Below are 23,805 nucleotides of genomic sequence, written 5' to 3' on the forward strand. Positions count from 1 at the left end.
TAATCATTGAACCCACAGATCCACATACTATAATGCAGATTCAAATAAAATAATATATCAATTACTCTTTAAGGAATGCACAAATGGTCATTTATCAACGCATATATAATATGTTGAATACCATTCTGCAAATGCTCTAAGACCATCACGCAAAGAAGTTGATGGCTTAAATCCAAAATCTTGTTCAAGAGGTGTAGTATCTGCATATGTTACAGATACGTCACCAGGCCGCATTGGGACAAGTTCCTTGTGAGCCTCAAAATCGTAGTTCTGCGGTAGCACCTTGGCACGGATGAGCTCCTCCTGTAGGATAGAGACGAAGTCAAGAAGGTTTTCAGGTGAATTGTTACCGATATTATATACTTTGTACGCTGGGATTGGAAGTCCATCTTCTCCATTCTGCTTCTCGGGAGCGTGCTGCATGATGCGAACTACACCCTCGACGATATCATCGACATAGGTAAAGTCACGCTTGCAGTTTCCATAGTTAAAGATCTGGATGGTCTTGCCATCACGAAGCTTGTTGGTGAATCCGAAGTAGGCCATATCAGGACGGCCTGCAGGTCCATATACAGTGAAGAAACGAAGACCTGTTGATGGGATATTGTAAAGCTTCGAATAAGCGTGTGCCATAAGTTCGTTACTCTTCTTGGTGGCAGCATACAGGCTGACTGGATTATCCACCTTGTCATCTGTTGAATATGGAACCTTCTTATTAGAACCATAGACTGATGATGATGATGCATATACCAAATGTTCAACTTCATGATGACGGCAAGCTTCAAGAAGGTTGTAGAAACCGATAAGATTGCTCTCTATGTAGGCATCAGGATTGGTGATAGAGTAACGAACTCCTGCCTGAGCTGCGAGATTTACGACAACAGCTATCTTGTTGTCAGTAAATATCTTCTCGACAGCAACCTTATCTGAGATGCTTGCATGAACAAACTCCCAATCTCGGTTAAGAGCCTCTATTTCTTTGAGACGCTCGTACTTGATGTTGACATCGTAGTAGTCTGTGATGCTGTCAATACCGATTACCTTGATATTCTTTATATCCTTAAACAAACGCTTAACGAGATTAGATCCGATAAAGCCTGCTGCTCCAGTAACGAGAACGGTCTTGCCCTCAAGATTTACATTATACTGTACCATGAGTTAATCACGCTTAAATATGTCACGAGTATAAACCTTCTCAATCACATCATCGAGGCATGAGTCATAGCGGTTGGCGATGATGGCCTTTGACTTCTGTTTGAACTCCTCAAGATTGTTGATTACCAGAGAGCCGAAGAATGAAGTACCATTTTCAAGAGTTGGCTCATAGATTATGACCTCTGCGCCTTTGGCCTTGATACGCTTCATGATACCCTGGATTGCAGACTGGCGGAAGTTGTCAGAGTTAGACTTCATAGTCAAGCGGTACACACCGATAACACATTCATGCTCTTTAGCGGCATCCCATACAGCATTTTCATTGTAATAGCCAGCCTTGCGAAGTACGGCATCGGCAATATAATCCTTTCGGGTACGATTAGACTCCACAATCGCAGACATCATAGCCTGTGGCACGTTTTCATAATTGGCAAGAAGTTGCTTGGTATCCTTTGGGAGACAATAACCACCATAACCAAATGACGGGTTATTGTAGTGAGTGCCAATACGTGGATCGAGACCAATGCCATTAATAATTGCCTGTGAATCGAGCCCCTTTACTTCCGCATAGGTATCAAGCTCATTGAAATAAGAAACTCGAAGAGCGAGATAGGTGTTGGCAAAGAGTTTGACAGCCTCTGCTTCCTTCATACCCATGAATAGAGTCGGAACGTTCTCCTTGATTGCACCCTCTTGAAGAAGATTCGCAAAGATCTTGGCGTAATCTTCCGCATTTGGATTGCCAATAGCTGCAATTGCCGCATTCTCCTCATCCCAGTTTCTATCTTGATCAGAGGGGAGTACTTTAGGATAGCCCACGATAATTCTCGAAGGTTCCAAATTATCAAGTAAGGCCTTGCTTTCACGAAGAAACTCTGGAGAGAATAGAAGATTGAAATAATGTCCCTTAAGAGATGGATCTGTCATAAACTTGAGAGCATACTTCACATAAAGCGAACGGCAATACCCAACAGGAATGGTTGATTTAATGACCATCACGGCATCCGGATTGACGTTCAATACCAAATCGATCACATCCTCTATATGATGTGTATCGAAGTAATTCCGCAGCGGATCATAATTGGTGGGAGCCGCAATGACTATGAAATCGGCATCACGATAAGCCGCCTCGCCATCAAGCGTAGCTCGCAGGTTCAAATCTTTCTCAGCGAGATATCGCTTGATATACTCATCTTGAATCGGTGATTTCTTACGGTTGATAAGATCCACCTTCTCCGGTATCACGTCCACCGCTGTCACCGGATGATGTTGTGCCAGCAAGGTAGCGATACTCAATCCCACGTAACCGGTTCCGGCCACGGCGATCTTGATTTCTTTATTCATATTGATTATTTTTTTTTTAGCCCTAAAGTACTTTTCATCTTTCTGATTTTCAAAAAGATGATTCACAGTTAAGTTGTTTGTTTTATACCAAAAGTAACAGGTAGTAAGTATTCAATTTAGGACATACTCCTCATTAAGACACTTCAAAAGTGTCTTAACCGAGTTCAGTAAAAAATATTGCGTTTACCTTCTTTATTCAATCACCCAATCCCCCAACGTTCGCTTCTCCGTATCGAAATTGATCCCAACCTTTACGATGGGTAATCCGCAAAGGGCGAAGCGCTCCGGGTAATTGCGCAAATGGATTTGCTCAAGGGCTGTATCCGCGGTTTTATTCAACTTTAATTCCACGACATAGAGGGTGGTCGGGGTGCGCATCACCATATCCACACGGCCTTTGGGGGTACGGACCTCTACGTCCACATAATTGCCTATCAACGTAAAAATCACATAAAGCAATTGTTGGTAATGTCCCTCGTAATGCGTATTCTCGCAATAGGGGATCGTGGAGAGAACCGTGCGCATCAAAACTAAAGCGTCGTCCATATCGCCATTATAAATCTTCTCCGCCACCAACGTATTCAACTCGGCGGGGCGTTGCACATAGTTAGGCAACAAGCTGCGCATCAAGCCGATCCGAACCTCCTTGTTCGGGATATCCAACTGATACAGGCCGCTGAAACGGGGATGCCGAAGCACCGTCTTCGGTGTTTCTTTTTAATCATATAAAAGATTTTTTATAGGCGGATTTCAAGAGCGACGTGATGTCGGTTTTGTCTTCCGCCTGTATTTTTGCTATCGAAAAAAATACGATTCATTCAATTGATATAGAAGTTTTTAGGTGTAATAATACTAAAAAAGCACTTCGACTGTCCGAGTGGCAGCATCATGAAACATCTAAGAGAGTTCGTAACTTCAGTACCTGAATACCGTAGAACCGGGAAAGGCAATTTCAAGCATAAACTTGAAGACATACTTATGCTTGTCATATTGGGCAGGCTCAGTAAGTGCATTACCAAAACCGAGATACTCGAGTTTGGCAAACGTTATCCTATATGGATAATTAATCGACAGGATGAGATGGCGAATCAATTCAATCCAACTCCTCAAACTGGGAGTTCTGGCTCTTGAACTCAGGGACGAAGGCTTTCATCTCCTTCACCATCAAAAGGATTTGGACACGGAGAGACAATTCGGTTAATACATTAATATGTTCTACTACATCCTTATAGATATACTCACGAACCGCCGCTACTCGAATCTTCTCGTGAGGGGTCTCTTTCGTGTTCTCCTTGTTGTTCAGTAGCTCTTCATACAATTTCTCGCCGGGGCGAAGACCAGTATACTTGATCTCGATATCCTTGTCTACCTGCAACCCGGACAGTTCAATCATGCGCTTCGCCAAATCCGCTATCTTCACCGGCTCACCCATATCGAAGATAAAGATCTCACCGCCCTTACCCATTGTACCGGCCTCTAATACCAGACGACAAGCCTCCGGGATGGTCATGAAGTAACGGATGATATCGGGATGGGTGACCGTCACGGGACCTCCTTGAGCGATTTGTTCACGGAAACGGGGGATAACCGACCCATTGCTACCTAGAACATTGCCAAAGCGGGTCGTAATGAAACGTGTCTCGCCTTTCACCTCTCCTCGCTCAATCGCAAGGCTCAGACTCTGTACGTAGATCTCGGCCAAGCGTTTGCTACATCCCATGATGTTCGTGGGGTTCACCGCCTTATCCGTACTGATCATCACAAATTTCTCCACGCCATAGCTTACAGCGGCATCTGCCATCACACGAGTACCGAACACGTTTGTTCGGATCGCCTCGCAGGGGTTCTCTTCCATCAAGGGGACATGCTTGTAGGCCGCCGCATGGAACACCACTTGGGGGTGCCAGTTGCGGAACACATAATCCACACGGTCCGGGCTGCGAACATCGCCGATCACCGGAACAAAGTTCAGTTCCTTGTATTTCTCTTCCAATTCCAAACGAAGATTATGCATCGGGGTCTCAGCGGAGTCGAAGCAAACCAACTTCTTAATCGGAAAATGAGCCAGCTGGCGACAGATCTCGCTACCGATACTGCCGGCGGCTCCCGTGACAAGCACGGTCTTCCCTTCCAACAGATTGCCGATCTCATCCAGATTGATATGGATCTCCTCACGACCTAGCAAATCCTCGATACGGATCTCTCGAACAGAACGCTTCGCCTCACCTCCACGTAGCTCCTCCATCTCCGGGACTACCAATGTCTTCAAGGAGGCCTGCTCGCAATAACGGATCAAACGGTCACGCTCCTGATGGGCAACCTTTATATTGGGGAAGAGAACGCCATCCAAGCTGTTGCGAGGGATCAAGCGATACAGATCCTCCACGTTCTCGATCTGGTAGACCGGTAACTCCGCGATCCGGATGCTTTTCTTGGAATTGCCAAAGGAAAGGAAGCCCATGATGCTATAATTCTGCATGAATACCTGACGGTTCGCCGAGGTAGCGATCATCACGCTCTCCTCCTCCGTGCCAAAGACCAGTACCCGCTTGCGTTTCTTGCCGAGTTGCAGGAGGACGCTGTTATAGACATTGATCACGAAGACACGCAACGTGACCAACATCACGATCGTCAACGTACTGTCCATGATTCCACCCAACCAATAGATAGAAGGGCTGAAACGGGCTTTCAACAGCCAAAGCAGCAGGAACATTAAGAGCGACTTGCCGATCGCAGCACCACCGATCCGCCACAAGCCACGCAGCGTGGAATGGCGAATAACCCCATGATATGCTTTGAACAGCAAGAACGAAACGATACTGCCCACAAATGAGGAGAGGCCTACTTTCAGCACATCAGACTCTCCTATACGTATATGCAGAATGGAGAACATTCCTAGTACGCCCAGCAACGACACGGAGAGCGAAACGAAAAGGTCCGCACTAAAAATGATCCAACGGTTGATATACCGCAAATTCACCAGACGGCCTAAGGCCAATCGCCATCTGCCCTTATGAAAATCCATCATTTGTATTTTGTTTGTTTTATATTCAGTGCCCTAACTTTTCCCAACGGCGGCGCCTGTGACTCGTGGCGTCCCGAAGCGGCGGGCGTAATACAGCTTTCCGTCCGCAAGATCGTACCATCACCTTGGTGGATGATTTGGATCGCATGGGTTGCATTGGGCAGGATCTGCACATTACAACCGTAGATATGGAAGACGAAACGTGCTTGTTCCGCCCGCTCATGGTTTTCTGTCATATCGTAATTTTTTCAGTAAGGTTATCACTTTTCGTTTCCCTTGGAAAACGAGGTATATATGAATTGCCCTGTGAAATATATATCAATTGCCTAACGCAGTATATATCCTCGGGCATATGCAGTATATCTTCTCAAAAACGGCCAGTTGAGCGGTGTCTGAGACGACTGCTCCACGCATCGTTGATACGGGCACGGATGTTGCTGACGCTTTTACCCTTCGTGATTCGGGGGGTGATGGGTAGAAAGAGGCGGATGAAACGCTCTTTGACCATCTCCTCGGGGGTTATTTTCAGCTCGTTCTCTTGCATGACCAGAATGACTTGGGCCAACTCGGTAACTGTCCGGCACTCGACGATCTGCGCAAGATAGCGTTCCAGATCCTCTTCTTTATTTATATAGGCACGAAAACGGATCGTTTCAGGCATGAGACCGGATCTACCGTCCCCCTCTTCTAAGGAGGTCTCCCCGCAATATTCCCCCACATAGAAGTTCTGGATGGCTTCCGTAGCGTTGGGGAGTATCTGGTTATTGCCGCCGTGTATGGTAATTGTTATATCAGACATAAGGTATATATGAATCGTTTGTCAATGAAAAGTAAACAGTTTGTCAACGGTTATCAACGGATTTGATTTCGCTATCCGGGGGTTGTACTTTCGCATTGTCAACAATAAGTTTAATCTTTTAAAAAAAGAAGTATGATTAATTATTCAACTTACATGTGGAAAAGTCCACTGGATGAGACCGCAAAGGAACAGGCGTACGCCAAGAACCAAGTGACGAAAGTGATGAGTTTCGATGATTTCGTGAAGCACATCTCAGATCACAACGGTGTTTTCACACGCGGCACGGTAAAAGGCGTGGTAAGCGACACCTGCTCATGCCTAGTGGAACAATTGCTGAACGGCTACAAGGTACAATTCGGCGAACTAGGAATCTTTAGCATCTCCATTACCTGCGAGCCGGCCGCTACACTCAAGGACTTCTCCAGCGATAATATCAAGGCAGTGAACATTCTATTCAATCCGGGTATAGACTTCGAGAACCTACGTTCTAAGGCAGAATTCAACCTAGTAACCAGCCGTGCGATCCAAGCCGCCTCGCTGAAGGCGGTAAAGGAGAATAAAGACACGGTAGACTTGGCAGCGTTGAAGAAAGGAGACTCAGAATCTCCCGATGAGATCTAAATCCTACCATTGAGAAATACGGCTCTTAAACCATGAAGCTTATTTTATTCATTTATTTAAAGACTACAAGTATGAAAAAAACAAATTGGAAGAGCGTCTTGCTCTACATCATCCGTATTGTCGAACTGGTCATCACCGGTGCCGCCGGTGGAGCCGCTAGCGGTTGGATCGGATGAGAACCATCACGCTGATTATCGTGCATTGCTCTGCCAATAGGCAGGGCAGCACTTTACGGATGATGGACATCGACCGCCTGCATCGCTCACTCGGCTGGAAAGGTTGCGGATATCACTTCGTTATCCCGACCGATGGTACGATCGAGACCGGTAGGCCCCTTGAACAAGTGGGCGCTCACTGTAAGAACCACAATCGGTACAGTATCGGGGTTTGCTATATCGGAGGACTCGCCAACGATGGAAAGACTCCCATGGATACCCGAACGGAAGCCCAACGAGAAGCCCTACAGGGTTTGCTTCGTGAATTGCATCAGCGATTCCCCAAAGCCCTAATCGTGGGACATCAAGACTTGGACCCGTCGAAATCCTGTCCCTGTTTTAATGTAGTGAGCGAGTTTTCCGATTAGTTTAACGCAGGGAGTCCCTTCACCTCCCTCGTATGCCATGCTTGGTAGGCGGGAGCGGAGAGTTCAGGTACAGTCAATAACTTGTAATCCGCCCCGTTCTGCTTAGCTATATGTTTTCGTTCATACAAACGAAGGGAACGATCCGTTACAGAAACCATGACAACCGGAAAAGGATAAGCGTACAGGCGCATCGGCGTGATCTCACTATCCGGAAAGGCACGACGCAATTGATAAGCGGAACGTTCGAACGCAACCCAATAAGATCCCGTACAATATAAATGGATCGAGGTCTGATTCGCACACTCACGATCCATGATCTCTCTCAAATGCCCTTTCAGCAATAGCATCAAACGGATACCGGAGGGAGTTTCGCTTTCCTTTCTCATGACAGTCTACTATTTAATGTTTTAACCAAATATCGTAATCGTGTAAACGCTGTATCAACAAGGCCTTGCTTCTCTTAGGCGAAGGGTCATCCCGCCAGGGATCTACCAGCTCATGCGCCATATGGTAATACAGGTTGCTATTCGTGCAGCCGTAAAGCGTGACGAGCAGTAAGGCACGAGAATTCACTGCCTTAACCAATGGAAGCATATTGCGTAGGGTGGAATGCAAGCGTTCAAACTCCTCTTCCTGAGCCAACAGCTTATAGGCCGGAAGGAGTAATGAGTAAACCTTGCAACGCATCACATCGGTCTCCACACGAAGGGAGGCGTAGCCCTTCAGTACCTCATGAGCCAAAAGCTCGTCTTCCTTTCCCAATTTGCCCGAGAGATAATAACGCCCCAATGCCTTATGCATACCTTCCGATAAACGATCGTTATCCAAATGGGTATAAACGTGCTTGCCTTTCGTATTCAACTCGATCAGCTCATACTCGCCTTGCCTTACCTCAAATAGAGGAACCCACATACAGTCAAGGATACGTACCATGACATCCTTATGACCTCCACCCGGTTGCACCACCACCTCAGCCTCCATCCCCATGAAAGAACCCGAGGTGATACGTACACGGTCACCTTTCAGCAAGCGACCGCTATCCGGTACGTACACCGGAAGCTCATTGGAATAAGATTCAGCCATCCAGCGTAAGGTCTCCATCTCATGATCTGACAGGTAAGGAAAATAAGAGTGTTCGCCCACGGATACCCGAGGAAGAAGATTATATAAGGGCATGATACGTTTCAAACGGAAAATCTCATTCTCCGAAGCATGGATAAACACATAGTTGTATAAAAGAGGCTTCCTCGTATTGACCATCTTGCCTCCCACCTTGCGAGCCTCGACATACGAGGGGGCAAAGTACTCGAACAAGGGTTCCCCACAACGTTTACGACGGGAAAGCTCGGCATCTAATCCTTTTGACGAATAGATATTATCACGTCCCCCTATGGCGGTAGGAAACGTCAGTACGTACCAGCGTACAGCCTCCTGACTACGGCGATTGCGTATATGCACCATAGCTCTATCAGAGCTATTACTTGTCATGATATTCATTGAGGAAGATAATTCAGAGCCTTATCAAGATATTCTTGTAATACCCTGATAAATAAATACTTATGTGAAAACAAAAAAGGAATTACTGAAAATTTGCATCCCTTCAATACTCATGCTACTTGGCGAGTAGCGTTCATTTCATGCCGCAAATGTAGTAAAAAATAACATAACACAAGCAAACATTAGGCTTTGTTTGTGTTTCAACCTTAATTCTCTTTAAATCTTCGTTCTTATTTCTGATGTATAGACATGGCAATAGAAACGAAATGGCCTCGTTATTCCCGAAATCATCACGTTATCCGAAGTAAATTCCATATAACATCATGTAGAGATGGAGCGTGCTCCGTCTCCCACCGCCTGATAGTAACTAAAATACCATTGTAAGGGGATGAAACGGGACACGCTCCGTCTCTACAACTAAGGAATATCCTTTCACTCCTCTTGTTAAGGCTACTCGCCAAGTAGCAGTCAGTTTGGCTACTCGCCAAGTAGCGTACTTTTCTTCACCCTACTTTCGGCGCATAATTATACACACTCTCGAAACAAAGTTTGTTTACGGTTGAGAGTTTTTCTAAAGAGAAACTCTTCAAGTATATTTGCGTAGTCTTGATAGATTTATGCCCTAACAGTTCACTGATCATCTCAATCGGTACGTTTTGCTCCTTCAAGGTCGTGGCGAAAGAGTGACGAATCGTGTATGAGGTAACCCGAGTATGAATGCCAATGGATTCCGACAGTATTTTCAATCTGCGGTTAAAACCTCCTAATACGGTATTATATTCCTTGTAGGCATCCTCACCGGTCTTCATTCCCTCTAAAAAAGGAAACAGATAGGGCGAATCCTCGGTTGTATCGGCTGCCAACTCATTCAGCAGCCCTTGTGCCTCCGCTGGGATCTCCACCTGTATAAGGGATCCGCTTTTCTGCCGATAATAAGACAAGATCCCTTCCTTGATATCCTCCTTTCGCAAATGCGCCAAATCCACGAAAGCCATCCCGCAAAACAAAAACATCAGGCAAAAGGCTGATTGGGTCCTCTTCTGTTGTGGATCTGTCACCGGGCTTGTCATCAGCAAGCGTAAGCTTTCCGAAGGCAACGCCTTTTTACGTTTACTCTCAACCCCCGTAAACACATGCTTAAACAAATGAGGAATATAGGCAGCCTCACCCACCTCTACCGCTAAATTATAGATGTGACGAATCCGGCGCATATAAGTAGATACCGTGTTACGAGCACATCCCTTGGCCAACAGCCAAGATTGATAACGCAAAAGTGTATCCCGATTAATATACGCATAAGGAATCTCTTCCCGGCCACAAAAACATTTAAACGACCTCAACGCATCTTGATAACTCTTCGCCGTGGAATAACGCTTTTTCTCACGCAGGCAGGTGATATACGTAAGTACACCCACCACAAAATCATTCTCATTCATACTTTATCTCCTTAAGAATTAATACATAAAAAAATCCTCTATCTCTCCGTTTACACAGGAAAGATAGAGGATCTTCATAAAATCCTTAAAGAAATATATTATTTTCCGGCTTTCTCAGCAGCAGCTTTCTTATTGATCTTCTTCTTCTGCAACTCGTAAGCGATCGGAGTAGCGACGAACAAAGTAGAGTATGTACCGATAATGATACCTAATAAGATAGCGAACGTAAAGCTTCGGATCGTGCTACCGCCCAAGATGAAGATACACAATACAACCACCAACGTAGTCAATGATGTATTAAATGTACGACACAAGGTAGAGTTCAACGCATCATTGATCACTTGATAACGATCACGCTTCGGATACAAAGCGATCGTCTCACGGATACGGTCGAATACAACCACGGTATCATTGATAGAGTAACCGATAATCGTCAAGATAGCTGCGATAAACGTCTGGTCTACCTCCATTGAGAACGGAAGAACCTTCCATAACAAGGTATAGAAAGAAATGATACACAATGTAGTCGTAGCAACAGAGGCGAACGCACCCACAGAGAATGACACATCACGGAAACGAAGCAGGATATAAGCGGCCATACAGATCATGGCGAAGATTACCGCTAAGATAGCGCTATTCTTGATATCGTCTGCCATGCTAGGACCCACCTTCTGCGAACTCTGTATGAAAGTAGTCGTGAACTCATCTAATGTAGTTCCTTCCGGAAGTAAGGATTTCACGCCCTCAAACAATTTATTCTCGATCTCTTGATCTACCGTAGGATCGTTATCATTGATCTTATAGTTGGTAGACACACGTACTTGATCAGCTGTACCGATCTGGATAACACTAACAGAACCGTCTAACTGAGCGTCCAGCATATTACGAACATCGTCAGTCTTCACCTCTTGATTGAAACGGATCACGTAATTACGTCCACCCGTGAAATCGATACCATTATTCAAGCCGATCGTCATAAAAGAGATAGCACCTAAAACGATGATTGCCGCCGGAATTAAATAACCGACTTTGCGAGCACCCAAGAAATTGATCTTCGGGTTTGTCAACAAGTCTTTCGTAATAGAAGTCGTGAATGTCACGTTCTTCAATTTATCTTTCGCTAACAATGCCTCATAAACGATACGAGTCAAGAACACGGCTGTAAGGAATGAAGCGAACAAACCGATGATCATCGTCGTAGCGAAACCACGGATAGGACCCGTACCGAAATAGAACAATACGATACCGGTAATGATAGATGTCAAGTTTGAGTCGAAGATAGCGGAGAACGCATTGCTGTAACCGTCGGCGATAGCCTTTCCTAAAGACTTACCGGCACGAAGTTCCTCTTTCGTACGCTCATATATCAATACGTTAGCATCGACTGCCATACCCAGCGTCAACACCATACCGGCAATACCCGGCAAGGTAAGAACGGCTTGGAAAGAAGCAAGGATACCCATCGTGAAGAAGATGTTCAATACCAAAGCACCGTCGGCGATCAATCCCGGAATCAATCCGTAGAATGCGCACATATAAACCATCAACAGCACCAATGCCAAAACGAAAGAAATCACACCGGCATTGATAGCCTCTTGTCCCAAAGACGGACCAACGACATCTTCTTGAACGATATGTACGGAAGCAGCCATCTTACCCGATTTCAATACGTTCGCTAAGTCCTTCGCCTCTTCCGGTGTAAAGTGACCGGTGATTTGTGAACGACCTCCCGTGATCTCATCGTTTACGTTCGGAGCGGAATAAACCATCTCATCCAAAACGATAGCGATCTGGCGACCGATATTCTCTTTCGTCAAACGAGCCCAAGCCTTAGAGCCTTCGGCATTCATAACCATGTTAACCATTTGCTCTGAACGACCGGCTTGTTGCATAAAGTCAGCGTTAGCATCTGTTACTACGTCACCACCTAAAGCGGGACTTCCGTCACGGTTCGTTACCTTCAAGGCATATAATTCATAGAACTGCTCCTTATCATCGATCGCCTTAACACCCCATTTCAAAGCCAAGTTACGAGGCAATACCTCTTTCACTTGTTTCATGTTCAGGTATTCGCTGATCTTATCCATATCTTTCGCATGAGCGATACCTACCGTAGAACCCGGAGACAACTGACCGTTGTACTGACTAATCTGCAATAAGGCGAATAATGGATGTTGCTTAGCGAACTCTTCCATGCTTTGGTTAGCCTCAGTCTCTTTATTATCTTGACCAAGCTCTGCCAATAAAGAATCGGCCTCACTTACATTCGCATCAGCGGCATCAGCGATTTTCTCAACATTATCGGTAGCAACAGAATCAGCGGAAGCCTCCTTACTTAGGATAGTAGCCAATACATTATCAGCGGCAACCAATTGTTGATAGATTTCCGGCAACTTATAAGTTTCCCAGAATTCCAAGTTAGCGCTACCTTGAAGCAACTTACGAACACGTTCCGGTTCTTTCACACCCGGCAACTCAACCAAGATACGACCCGCTGTCTCCAAACGTTGGATGTTCGGAGAAACCACACCGAAACGGTCGATACGAGTACGCAATACGTTGAATGAGTTATCAATCGCACTCTGCAACTCTTGTTTCAAAACAGAAACAACCTGAGCGTCTGAGCTCTGGGGCGTGATTTTATCTTTTAACTCGAATGTACTGAAAATAGCGGAAAGACGTGCGCCGCTATCCAACTTCTTATACTCCTCAGCGAAAAGGTCGATGAAATCTTTTTGGCTAGTCGCTTGATGCGCGTAAGCTAAATCCAACGCCTTGTTGAAATTCTCGTCTTGGTTGTTGTTAGACAACGAACGGATTACATCCGCCACGTTCAACTCAAGGACAACGTTCATACCGCCCTTTAAGTCAAGACCTAAACTAATTTCCATTTCACGGCATTGCTTAAGCGTATAGCCTAACCATACCTTCTGAGTAGATAGTGAGTCTAAATAAGCACTCTCTTTCGCAGGATCTCCACCCGCATACTCAGCGGCTTTACTGTTGTAATGTTGCGTCACGAACGAGAACGACAAATAGAACAAACAGACAAGCGTAAGTAACACCGCGAAGACCTTTACAAATCCTTTGTTTTGCATCTGAATCTTAGGTTTATGTTATTACATTATTTATATTCGTTTTTTCACAGGGTGCAAATATAGACTTTTTTTCTTTGATAAAGAGCAATTAGTATAATTATTTGTCACGCTCATAGTTTATTTCAAACGCAAATGTATATCTTTGGGGCTAAAATAATAAGGAAAATATACCATGAAACAGTTATTATTCGCTCTGTTATTTATCCCCGCCCTGCTATTCGCGCAAGAGGATCAACACTATCTGGCAGGGGCCGTTCCGGTTGCAGACGGTAAAGTCGTTTTTACCCGAGAGATTAATGCCCCCTCTTTAAGCAAGGCACAAATCTACCAACAACTATTAAAATGGGGACAAGAAAATTTTAACACAAAGGACAGTAGAGTAGCTTATCAAAATGAGGCAAAAGGCGAGATCGCCATTATCGGGGAAGAATATATAGTATTCTCCAGCACAGCTTTATCCCTCGATCGGGCGATGATGAAATACCGTATTATCATTGAATGTAAGGAACATGCTTGTACCCTGCAACTTGCGGGCATCCGATATGAATATAACGTGTCTTACCAGAACGAGCCGGAGAAATACCTAGCCGAGGAATGGATCACGGACGAGTATGCCTTGAATAAGAGCAAGACGAAATTGAACCGTATCAGCGGTAAGTTCCGTAAGGCCACGATTGACTTTGCGGATAAGACGTTCGATAGCGCAGCCAACGTATTAGGCGCACAGTTACTGACAACCGCAACTGTAGAGCCAGTATCCGCTCCGCAACGGGAAACACGACCTGTGGCACCGATGGAAGGTTTCGTAGCGTTCCAAGCTGACAAAATACCTAGCACGATCCTCCAGATGTTACCGGACAACGCTTTACAGATCAAAGCCGTAAAAGGAAATACGACCGACGCAAACGTTGAATGGAAAGGCATAGGCAATATGTTCGGTAAAACGATCAGTACAATCTCCATATCCAAAGATAGTCCTGCTTATAAAGCGATTGGCAATAACGACGTATATCGATTATCCTTCTCCAAGCCCGGCACATCTGCCGATGCGCCATGGATTATTATCGAGTGCCGTAAACAAGGCGAGACCTCCGAAAGACAGCAAACGATGTTAATCGGCGAGATTACGAATGTATGGATTAAATAACGAAAAAGAGAGTTGCATTTATGAAAAAGATTCTATTATTAATATATATGATGTTCCCTGTGCTAGTCATGGCGCAGGGGCATAAAGGCGAGGTAGACGAATGCGCCCCCATGAAAAACGGGAAGGTATGCTATAGCGATGATGTAGAGATCGAGAATACCTCTAAACTAGAAATATTCAACGCTATTAACGCATGGGCTAAGAAATCTTATGGAAAAGATGTCTTCTTATCCAACGTAAACTCGAACAAGAACAAAGGGACCATCTTCGTAAGCTCTAAGGTTGAATTATTGTTGAATGATACAGACAAGACCATCATTAAATATAAAATGCGTATCACCTGCTTCGACAACCGATACACGATCGAGGCGAGCGATATCGTATATCAATACGATCCGCTAAACGATAAAAAGTACAAGACCTATAAAGCGGAAGATGTGATCGCCAATAATGGGGATAGCAATACGATAGCGCTGATCAAAGATCCTAAGCTATTCTGTAACGCTACCTTCTTCTTTGTCGAGAACTTGTTCGCCGACGTATTTGACGCTACGCAGAACGCAGAATCCGAGTGATGAAACCCTTTTATTCAAGTTTCAGATAACACCATAACGGGTAGTGGTCTGAATAAGCGACCTTATCCACGGAACAATTCATAGAGGTCATGTTCGGGGAATGCAGGATATTATCGATACGGAACCAGAAGAAATTTTGATTATAGGTAATACCCATTCCCCGGCCAGACTCGGCAAAGGCATCCGTCAAATCCCCTTGGATCGTACGGTGCGCATAAGAAATAGGCGTATCATTAAAGTCACCGCATACCAAGACATAATCTCCTTTAGCGTTCTTAATCTCTTCTGATACCGCTTCCGCTTGCTTAGCCCGAATCCGGAAAGCAGGTCCTAGCTTTTGCTCGAACGCTCCTTTCAAATCGTCCAACCCATCCGAGCTAAAGCTCTTTATAAGGGATGAATAACGGGTCCGATCCTCCATCGTCAGTTTAAACGATTCCAAATGGTTATTAATCAAGGTCAACTTCTTTCCCTTGATGTTCACTTCATGTACGGAAGAGCCGTTATAATCCGAATCGTATTTCACCATCCGGGAATTCGACAGCGGATATTTGGAGAACACAGCGATGCCGAAACTCTGGAATTTCGTGGAGCTTTGATAAAATACGGAACGATAAGGATACATGCTCAACGCATCATAGATCTTAGAGGCAGTAAGGCTCTTCTCTGACTTAGCCGTGGCATATTCCTGCAAACAAACAATATCCGCGTCCGAGTTAGCGATATATTGGATAATCTTGTTCGGAGCTATCTTCGTATGATTCTTGTACCCAAAAGCCATCACATTATAAGTCAGCACCTTCAGTACCTCTTCCCGAGGAACATCCTTATGCGAGTGAAACGGAAAATAGCGTTTCACGGGACCCCAACATAACAAGAAGGAGAATATGCCGATCAATAAGAACTTCCATTCCCATAAGAACAGCCAATAGATAATAAAGCAAAGATTGACTACACATAAGACTGGAAAGGCTAATCCCAGATAAGATAACGTCATACTCGTCTCAGGAGACACCCGATCCGAATAAGCCGAGACTATCAACAATACGACAGCCACCACATTCGCTACGACGAATAAGAATTGAAGAAAAATCCGTAGAGTTTTCATAAGTATCTGTTATTTCTTACTGGCGTCGAAAAGTCGCTTTTTCTCTTCAGCGGAAAGGCTCTCATAACCGGAACGTTTCAATTTATCCAGTATAGTATCTAGATCCACCGACTCCTGATGTTTGCGTGCGTTATACTCATAATCCGTTTCGTTACGTTTATAAGTCACACGCATCTTCGGTTTCCGTTTGCCCAAATTCACGAACCAGTCGATCAACCGATTCATTGGAGCGGTCAAGTCCTTTCCATTACGAATACGGGAAGCGAACCACATACCAAACAAAGCCCCGCCGATATGGGCGATATGTCCTCCCGCATTATCAGAAGTCATCGCCAACAAATCGATCACCAGCGTAAAGATAGCCAAATAAATTAATTTGATCCTTCCGATCAAGAATAAATTAATCTCCAAATCCTTCCGGTAAAACGACACGGCGAAAACGATCGCCATAACAGATGCCGAAGCCCCCATCAAATAGCTAAAAGAAGCCACGTTCTGGAAATAAGGGAAAATATTATAAGCAAGGACAAACAATACCGCACCGGCAAGACCTCCCAATATATACAAGCCTCCCAACTGCCGCTCACTGAAGAAATTCAAGAACAATCCCCCGAACCAATACAACCAAAGCATATTGAACAAGATATGCAAGAAGTCAAAATGAGTGAACATATAAGTAAACAACGTCCACGGACGGAAGAGCAAAAGTTCCGGAGAAGCCGGTAACTGCAAATACTGCAAAAAAGGTACCCCTTGCACATTAAAGAGCATAAACAATACGCTGGCCAAACGTATCAAGATAAACAAGCCTACATTTATATATATCAGTTTCGACAGGATATTACCCGACTGAAACATACGCTTCAAATTAGTAAAAATACCGTCCATTGTCTGCATCTTTCTTTTTCCAATAACGAATTAGGAAATAACCGAATAACATACCCCCCAAATGAGCGAAATGCGCTACCGTATCGCCACCAAAACTAGCCACACCCATAAATAGTTCGGCAAGACCATAAAATATTACGAAATATTTGGCTTTAATCGGGATCGGTATGAACATCAAGTACAAAGGAACATTCGGAAAGATCATCGCGAATGCCAACAAGATTCCGAATACGGCACCCGAAGCGCCAATGGTCACGAAATAATTCAAGAACTCGCTTTTGCTGATAATCTGGGCTCCATTCAAGTTTATCATGTCTTGGCTAGCGAAGATCACATCCCGCAAATTAAAGAACCATACCACCTCTTGTACCAAACCGGCGCCTATACCCGTCACGAAGTAAAAAATCAAGAAACGTTTGGGGCCCCATACGTTCTCCAATACCCGGCCGAACATATAAACGGCGAACATATTAAAAAACACATGCGCGAACGAATGGGTATCGTGCATGAACATATAAGAAACGATCTGATAAGCCTTGAAGTCGGTAGCACCCGGGAAGTGAAGCCCTAATAAATCCACCAAATCGATGCCGACTTTCGGCAGTGCAAGGCTGGCTACCCAAAATAGCAAGTTTATAATGATAAGATTTTTCGTTACCGGCGGGATACTATTCAAGAACCCCGAATTTGTCTGATTCATCATATACTACGTTAATTTAGCGGCAAAGGTAAATATATTTTAGCCGTTTTTGCCCATAATAATACTAAAACATATGTAAATCGGTAAAAAAAGTAGGTTTTTCTTTTGTGATATTTCAAAATAAAACTACATTTGGAGCCGTCTATCGGTTATCATAGTTTTGTTTAATATATTAACAGTCAAACCATCATGAACAAATCAGAATTTATTAGTGCAGTCGCTGAAAAATCAGGTCTCAGCAAAGTGGATGCTAAAAAGGCAGTAGAAGCTTTTGTTGACACAGTTTCTAACGAATTAAAAGAAGGCGGTAAAGTCGCTCTACTTGGCTTCGGTTCATTCTCTGTGTCAGAGAAGGCCGCTCGTAAAGGTGTTAACCCGAAAACTAAAGAAACCATTGAAATCGCAGCTCGCAAGGCCGTGAAGTTCAAGGCTGGTGCTGAATTGAACGAGCTAATCAAATAAGAAACACCATTATTCTCTATAGAAGAAGGATACGATGCAAATTGTATCCTTTTTTTGTGTACCTTCGCGTGCAAATAAAATCCGAATTATAGTTAGACGAATATGGTTATCGAACAACAGATTACCGGAGCTATCATAGCCGGCATCAAAGAGCTGTACGGAGCGGATGTCACCGCTAGCCAAGTGCAGTTACAAAAAACGAAAAAAGAATTCAAGGGGCACTTGACCCTAGTCGTATTCCCATTCCTTCGCATGTCGAAGAAATCTCCGGAGCAGACCGCTCAGGAAATCGGTGAGTACTTGTTGAGAAACGAGCCAGCGGTAGCTGAATTCAATGTAATCAAAGGATTCCTTAACCTGACGGTCGCTTGCTCTTGCTGGATCGATTTACTAAACTCGATCAATGAGCAGCCCGCTTACGGTATCATTCCGGTTACCGAGCAGTCGCCTTTGGTTATGATCGAATATTCTTCTCCCAATACAAATAAACCGCTTCACTTGGGCCATGTCCGCAATAACTTATTAGGATACAGCTTATCGAAGATCATGAAAGCGAACGGTAACCAGATCGTAAAGACGAATATCGTAAACGATCGTGGTATCCATATCTGTAAATCCATGTTGGCTTGGCAGAAATGGGGAAATGGAGCTACCCCAGAGTCTACCGGAAAAAAGGGCGACCATCTGATCGGTGACTTTTACGTATTATTCAGCAACAAATTAAAAGAGGAGACCCATGCGTTAGAAGCGAAAGGCCTTACCAAGGAAGAAGCCGAGGCTCAATCCACCTTGATGGCGGAAGCCCGTGAGATGCTTCGTAAATGGGAAGCCGGAGACAAAGAGGTGCGTGCGCTTTGGGAAATGATGAATAATTGGGTATACGCCGGGTTCAACGAGACTTATAAGATGATGGGCGTAGATTTCGATAAGATTTATTACGAGTCTCAAACGTATCTGGAAGGAAAAGGCAAGGTGATGGAAGGCCTAGAGAAAGGGATTTTCTATCGCCGTGAAGACGGCTCCGTATGGGCTGATTTGACGAAAGACGGGCTGGATGAGAAATTATTGCTTCGTGCGGATGGAACTTCCGTCTATATGACGCAGGATATCGGTACCGCCAAGCTGCGCTTCGATGATTACCCGATCAATAAGATGATCTATGTGGTAGGGAACGAGCAGAATTATCACTTCCAAGTATTATCGATCTTATTGGATAAGTTAGGCTTCGAGTTCGGCAAAGGATTGGTCCACTTCTCCTACGGAATGGTAGAGCTACCGGAAGGTAAGATGAAGAGCCGTGAGGGAACGGTCGTAGACGCCGATGATTTGATGGCCGAGATGATCAGTACCGCACGCGAGATTTCCCAAGAATTAGGGAAATTGGACGAGATGACTCCGGAAGAGGCTGAGAATATCGCCCGTATCGTAGGTCTTGGCTCCTTGAAATATTTCATATTAAAGGTAGACCCTCGCAAGAATATGACGTTCAACCCGAAAGAGTCTATCGACTTCAATGGGAATACGGGACCATTCATCCAATATACCTACGCCCGTATCCGTTCCGTATTGCGCAAAGCGGCGGAACAGGGCATCGTATTACCGGAGCAGTTACCGCTTACTTTCGCCATTTCCGAGAAAGAAGAGAACCTGATCCAAATGATCGCCGATTATGCGGAGATCGTGAAAGAGGCAGGTAAGCTATACAGCCCGGCCTGTGTCGCCAACTATATTTATGATCTGGTAAAGGAATACAATCAATTCTATCACGATTTCTCCATCCTTCGCGAAGAGAATCCGGAATTGAAGAACTTCCGTTTAGTCTTATCCGCCAATGTAGCTAAGATCGTGAAATCCGGTATGGATTTATTAGGCATCGAGGTTCCGGAAAGAATGTAACGATAGAAGATGAACATAAACGAGAAAACAAGAAAGGCTCTCCTTCGATTTCAACAAAATGAAATCACGGAGAGCCTTCTCTATACGCAACTCGCCGCTATCGAGAAAGATCCAAGCAATAAGGAAGTATTACTACAGATAGCGAATGACGAGAAAGGACATTATACGATCCTGAAAAAGTATACGGGGCAAGAGATCTCCCCGAATAAATTACGCGTCACCAAATACTACTGGTTGGCACGTATCTTGGGGATTACTTTCGCCATTAAGCTAATGGAAGATAGCGAGGAAAGCGCCAAGAATGATTACGCCTCTTATGATGAGTATCCGGATTTGCAACAAATCGCACGTGACGAGGATGAGCATGAGCAGAGGTTGATCGCCTTGATCAATGAGGAACGGTTGGAATATATGGGTTCTGTCGTACTGGGGCTAAATGACGCTTTGGTAGAATTTACAGGTGCTTTAGCTGGCTTTACCCTTGCCTTGAGCGACTCTAGATTAATAGCTTTGACCGGAAGCATCACTGGAATAGCCGCTGCATTATCCATGGCTTCCTCCGAATATCTATCTACCAAGTCCGAGAATGGAAATGAAAACGGGAAACATCCTGTTAAGGCATCGATCTATACGGGAATAGCTTATATCTTTACGGTAGTCGCCTTGGTCGCTCCATTTATCTTTATATCAAACGTATTAATGGCTTTAGGGCTTATGCTCATCATAGCGTTGAGTATCATCGCCCTTTTCAACTATTATTATTCCATAGCGAGAAGCGAGAGTTTCCGGAAGCGTTTTACCGAGATGGCAGTACTTAGTTTTAGCGTGGCCGCATTAAGCTTCTTGATCGGATATGCGTTAAAAGAATTTACGGGCATCGATGTCTAAAAAATCATAGTTATGTTTTGAAAAATTCATAGTTATGAGTTTAGTAAATCATAACTATGAATTTTTAGAGCTATAATCAAGCCTTTTTCCGTGTCGTACGTTTCTTCGTTGCGGCTGGTTTTTCTCCCGCCTCGGCGATTATCTTCTGGCATTCCTCCAAGGTCAAGTTCTCCGGTTTCTCTATCGTCTTAGGGATTCTGTAATTCTTTTTCTTATAAGAGATATAAGGGCCGAAGCGACCATTCAAGATCTCCATTTCCGGGTCCTCATCGAACTTCTTGATAAATCGTTGCTCATCCTTTTGCTTTTTTGCCTCGATCAACTCGATAGCTTCCTCGGCTGTTATCGACAAAGGATTCAAGCCCTTCGGTATGGATACGAACTTTCCGTCATGACGGATAAACGGGCCAAAACGTCCGACAGCGGCAACCATGACCTTACCTTCATATTCACCGATCGTACGGGGTAGATCAAACAATTTCAAGGCTTCTTCCAAAGTAATCGTCTCGATAGACTGCCCTTTCATCAAGGTAGCGAACTGAGGTTTAGGAGCCTCTTTATCCTCCGGGTGCGCCTGCCCGATCTGTACGACTGGGCCATAACGACCTATCTTCACGAAAACAGGTTTGCCGCTCTTCGGATCGATACCCAATTCACGCTCACCCACTTTATGCTCCGTACGGACAGAGGCTGCCTCTTCCACGATCGGATGGAATAGTTTATAGAATTTATCGATCGCGTCCGTCCATACCATCTCGCCTTCCGCTACGGCATCGAATTCCTTCTCCACGCTCGCCGTGAAGTTATAATCCATAACGCCCGGGAAATACTCCATCAAGAAATCATTCACGACCGTACCGATATCGGTTGGCATCAACTTATTCCGGTCCGCCCCTACGATCTCCGTCTTTTGGACTTCCTTGATCGTATGCTGAGCCAAGGTTATGATATTATAAGTACGCTCCGTTCCTTCCTTATCCCCTTTCACGACATACTCTCGATTCTGAATCGTCTGGATCGTAGGCGCATAGGTAGAAGGACGACCGATTCCCAATTCCTCCAAACGGCGAACCAAACTTGCTTCCGTATAGCGGGGAGGACGTTGCGTGAAACGTTCGGTAGCGACTATATCCTTCATACTCAATACCTCGTTCAAGGTAACCGGAGGAAGAAGGCCGTTTTCCTGTTCCTTCTCATTCTCGTCATCAAAACTCTCGCGGTACACCTGAAGGAAACCGTCGAAAGTAATGACCTCACCGGTAGCCACGAACTTCTCTTTCTTGCCGCCGATGCCTACGGAGATCGTCGTACGCTCCAACTCGGCGTCCGCCATCTGGCAAGCGATCGTACGTTTGCGGATCAATTCGTATAATCTCTTTTCCTGAGCGGTCCCGCTTATCTCATCATTGCTGATATAGGTCGGACGAATCGCCTCGTGCGCTTCTTGCGCTCCCTTGCTCTTGGTATGATATTGACGGAATTTATAATATTTCTCACCGTAGGTATCCAAGATAGCTTCTTTTGCCGTCCCCAAAGCCAAATCACTTAAGTTCACGGAGTCAGTACGCATATACGTGATCAATCCGGACTCATACAGGCGTTGGGCGATCATCATGGTCTGCGAGACCGAATAACCCAACTTACGGGCGGCCTCCTGCTGCAAGGTAGATGTCGTAAAAGGAGGGGCTGGTGTCTTGCGCACCGGCTTTTTCGAGATATCATCGATCGTGAAAGAAGCGTCCTTGCAAGATTCAAGGAATGCCTCCACCTCTTCCTTATCTTTCAAACGACGGTTCAGCTCTGCCTTGAGGATTGTCGTACCATCCGGCAAGATAAAGCTGGCGATCACACGGTAAGCGGCCTCCGAGACAAACTCGTTGATCTCTCGCTCCCGCTCTACGATCAGACGTACGGCAACCGATTGCACGCGCCCCGCGGATAAAGCCGGCTTCACCTTACGCCAAAGAATGGGGGATAGCTCGAAACCCACGATACGGTCTAAGATACGACGGGCTTGCTGCGCATTCACCAAATCGATATTGATATCTCTCGGCGTCTCGATCGCATGTAATATAGCGTTCTTGGTAATCTCATGAAAAACGATACGTTTCGTATTCTCAGGTTTCAATCCTAATACCTCATATAAATGCCAAGAGATGGCCTCTCCCTCCCGGTCCTCATCGGAAGCCAACCAAACCTGCTCGGCTTTCTTCGCTTCGTTCTTCAATTCGGTCACGAGTTTCTTCTTGTCAGAGGGAATCACGTATTCCGGGGCATAATTGTGTTCGAGGTCTATACTGAAATCTTTCGTTTTCAAGTCGCGGATATGACCATAGCTAGACATAACCTTATAGTCCTTTCCGAGGAACTTCTCGATGGTTTTTGCCTTGGCGGGTGACTCCACTATTACCAAATTCTTTTGCATATCTATTTTTTGCTGGTTAGAAATCGGGTGCAAACTTACACAAATAATTAACGTACGCGGTATATCGGTCACTAAAAAAGCGTTTTTTCCTATACATTATATATATAGTCACTCGTTTCTATTTACCTTCGCGAGACAAAATCAAAAGGTTATTCAAA

The 23,805-nt window shown here is 44.9% G+C and carries 20 protein-coding genes and 1 pseudogene; 7 read left to right on the plus strand and 14 right to left on the minus strand.

The features are described 5' to 3' along the window. Positions 1–87: 87 nt before the first annotated feature. The 6 genes and pseudogenes from DW033_RS03830 to DW033_RS03860 all read right to left on the minus strand — a co-directional run bounded on the left by DW033_RS03830 (position 88) and on the right by DW033_RS03860 (position 6,323). Positions 88–1,155, minus strand: coding sequence for an NAD-dependent epimerase/dehydratase family protein (locus DW033_RS03830; RefSeq protein WP_005867683.1), 1,068 nt, complete (start codon positions 1,153–1,155; stop codon positions 88–90). A gap of 3 nt (positions 1,156–1,158) precedes the next feature. Beyond that, positions 1,159–2,499, minus strand: coding sequence for a UDP binding domain-containing protein (locus DW033_RS03835; protein ID WP_005867682.1), 1,341 nt, complete (start codon positions 2,497–2,499; stop codon positions 1,159–1,161). A 192-nt stretch (positions 2,500–2,691) separates the two neighbouring features. Next, positions 2,692–3,174: pseudogene (locus tag DW033_RS03840) on the minus strand (PD-(D/E)XK nuclease domain-containing protein); the annotation flags it as partial. Between the two features lie 418 nt (positions 3,175–3,592). Next, positions 3,593–5,527 (minus strand): nucleoside-diphosphate sugar epimerase/dehydratase, encoded by a 1,935-nt coding sequence (locus DW033_RS03850; RefSeq protein ID WP_122382464.1) that lies wholly within the window; start codon positions 5,525–5,527, stop codon positions 3,593–3,595. Further along, positions 5,524–5,760, minus strand: coding sequence for a hypothetical protein (locus DW033_RS03855; RefSeq protein ID WP_036617756.1), 237 nt, complete (start codon positions 5,758–5,760; stop codon positions 5,524–5,526). Before DW033_RS03855 ends, DW033_RS03850 begins: the two co-directional genes overlap by 4 nt. A 131-nt stretch (positions 5,761–5,891) precedes the next feature. Then, the gene (locus DW033_RS03860; RefSeq protein WP_005859229.1) at positions 5,892–6,323 is read right to left on the minus strand and encodes a hypothetical protein; all 432 of its coding nucleotides are present in this window, start codon (positions 6,321–6,323) and stop codon (positions 5,892–5,894) included. 132 nt (positions 6,324–6,455) lie between these two features. On the opposite strand from DW033_RS03860, the gene DW033_RS03865 reads away from it, so the two are divergent. Together DW033_RS03865 and DW033_RS03870 are read left to right on the plus strand one after the other, a co-directional pair. Further along, on the plus strand, positions 6,456–6,944 hold the full coding sequence (locus DW033_RS03865) for a hypothetical protein (protein ID WP_005859232.1): 489 nt from the start codon (positions 6,456–6,458) through the stop codon (positions 6,942–6,944). A 172-nt stretch (positions 6,945–7,116) separates the two neighbouring features. Then, entirely contained in the window at positions 7,117–7,527 is a 411-nt protein-coding gene (locus DW033_RS03870; RefSeq protein WP_121961494.1) for an N-acetylmuramoyl-L-alanine amidase, read from the plus strand. Here the strand turns inward: DW033_RS03870 and DW033_RS03875 are convergent. The 4 genes from DW033_RS03875 to secDF form a co-directional block, all read right to left on the minus strand. Next, entirely contained in the window at positions 7,524–7,913 is a 390-nt protein-coding gene (locus DW033_RS03875) for a hypothetical protein (RefSeq protein ID WP_048927193.1), read from the minus strand. The genes DW033_RS03870 and DW033_RS03875 overlap by 4 nt on opposite strands. A gap of 13 nt (positions 7,914–7,926) precedes the next feature. Beyond that, positions 7,927–9,024 carry a transcription termination/antitermination protein NusG gene (locus DW033_RS03880; RefSeq protein WP_122382465.1) on the minus strand — a complete coding sequence of 366 codons (1,098 nt, stop codon included), beginning with the start codon at positions 9,022–9,024 and terminating at the stop codon, positions 7,927–7,929. A gap of 503 nt (positions 9,025–9,527) precedes the next feature. Beyond that, complete coding sequence (locus tag DW033_RS03885; RefSeq protein ID WP_005859241.1) at positions 9,528–10,460, minus strand: site-specific integrase; 933 nt, start codon at positions 10,458–10,460, stop codon at positions 9,528–9,530. A gap of 98 nt (positions 10,461–10,558) precedes the next feature. Beyond that, positions 10,559–13,558, minus strand: coding sequence for a protein translocase subunit SecDF (gene secDF / locus DW033_RS03890; protein ID WP_122382466.1), 3,000 nt, complete (start codon positions 13,556–13,558; stop codon positions 10,559–10,561). Between the two features lie 172 nt (positions 13,559–13,730). Here secDF and DW033_RS03895 point away from each other — a divergent pair, with 172 nt between their 5' ends. Next, entirely contained in the window at positions 13,731–14,705 is a 975-nt protein-coding gene (locus DW033_RS03895) for a DUF4468 domain-containing protein (protein ID WP_122382467.1), read from the plus strand. A 20-nt stretch (positions 14,706–14,725) separates the two neighbouring features. Beyond that, positions 14,726–15,280 (plus strand): DUF4468 domain-containing protein, encoded by a 555-nt coding sequence (locus tag DW033_RS03900; protein ID WP_122382468.1) that lies wholly within the window; start codon positions 14,726–14,728, stop codon positions 15,278–15,280. Between the two features lie 10 nt (positions 15,281–15,290). Here the strand turns inward: DW033_RS03900 and DW033_RS03905 are convergent, their stop codons facing one another. The 3 genes from DW033_RS03905 to DW033_RS03915 are packed head-to-tail and all read right to left on the minus strand — an operon-like array spanning position 15,291 to position 17,979. Next, a complete protein-coding gene (locus DW033_RS03905) occupies positions 15,291–16,388 on the minus strand; it encodes an endonuclease/exonuclease/phosphatase family protein (RefSeq protein WP_008779258.1) in 1,098 nt (365 codons plus the stop codon). A 9-nt stretch (positions 16,389–16,397) separates the two neighbouring features. After that, positions 16,398–17,276 (minus strand): rhomboid family intramembrane serine protease, encoded by an 879-nt coding sequence (locus tag DW033_RS03910; protein WP_008777894.1) that lies wholly within the window; start codon positions 17,274–17,276, stop codon positions 16,398–16,400. Further along, the gene (locus DW033_RS03915; RefSeq protein WP_005859254.1) at positions 17,257–17,979 is read right to left on the minus strand and encodes a rhomboid family intramembrane serine protease; all 723 of its coding nucleotides are present in this window, start codon (positions 17,977–17,979) and stop codon (positions 17,257–17,259) included. Before DW033_RS03915 ends, DW033_RS03910 begins: the two co-directional genes overlap by 20 nt. 186 nt (positions 17,980–18,165) lie before the next feature. On the opposite strand from DW033_RS03915, the gene DW033_RS03920 reads away from it, so the two are divergent. The 3 genes from DW033_RS03920 to DW033_RS03930 all read left to right on the plus strand — a co-directional run bounded on the left by DW033_RS03920 (position 18,166) and on the right by DW033_RS03930 (position 21,222). Continuing rightward, the gene (locus tag DW033_RS03920) at positions 18,166–18,438 is read left to right on the plus strand and encodes an HU family DNA-binding protein (RefSeq protein WP_005859256.1); all 273 of its coding nucleotides are present in this window, start codon (positions 18,166–18,168) and stop codon (positions 18,436–18,438) included. Positions 18,439–18,540: 102 nt separating this feature from the next. Continuing rightward, complete coding sequence (gene argS, locus DW033_RS03925) at positions 18,541–20,334, plus strand: arginine--tRNA ligase (RefSeq protein ID WP_022192004.1); 1,794 nt, start codon at positions 18,541–18,543, stop codon at positions 20,332–20,334. Positions 20,335–20,343: 9 nt separating this feature from the next. Then, positions 20,344–21,222, plus strand: a complete 879-nt coding sequence (locus DW033_RS03930; RefSeq protein WP_022192003.1) for a VIT1/CCC1 transporter family protein — start codon at positions 20,344–20,346, stop codon at positions 21,220–21,222. A 76-nt stretch (positions 21,223–21,298) separates the two neighbouring features. Here the strand turns inward: DW033_RS03930 and topA are convergent, their stop codons facing one another. Continuing rightward, positions 21,299–23,647 (minus strand): type I DNA topoisomerase, encoded by a 2,349-nt coding sequence (gene topA, locus DW033_RS03935; RefSeq protein WP_008772731.1) that lies wholly within the window; start codon positions 23,645–23,647, stop codon positions 21,299–21,301. Positions 23,648–23,805: the final 158 nt, after the last annotated feature.

Origin of the sequence: Parabacteroides sp. AF39-10AC, assembly GCF_003635405.1 — a bacterium.
In the GTDB taxonomy this organism is placed as follows: domain Bacteria; phylum Bacteroidota; class Bacteroidia; order Bacteroidales; family Tannerellaceae; genus Parabacteroides; species Parabacteroides distasonis.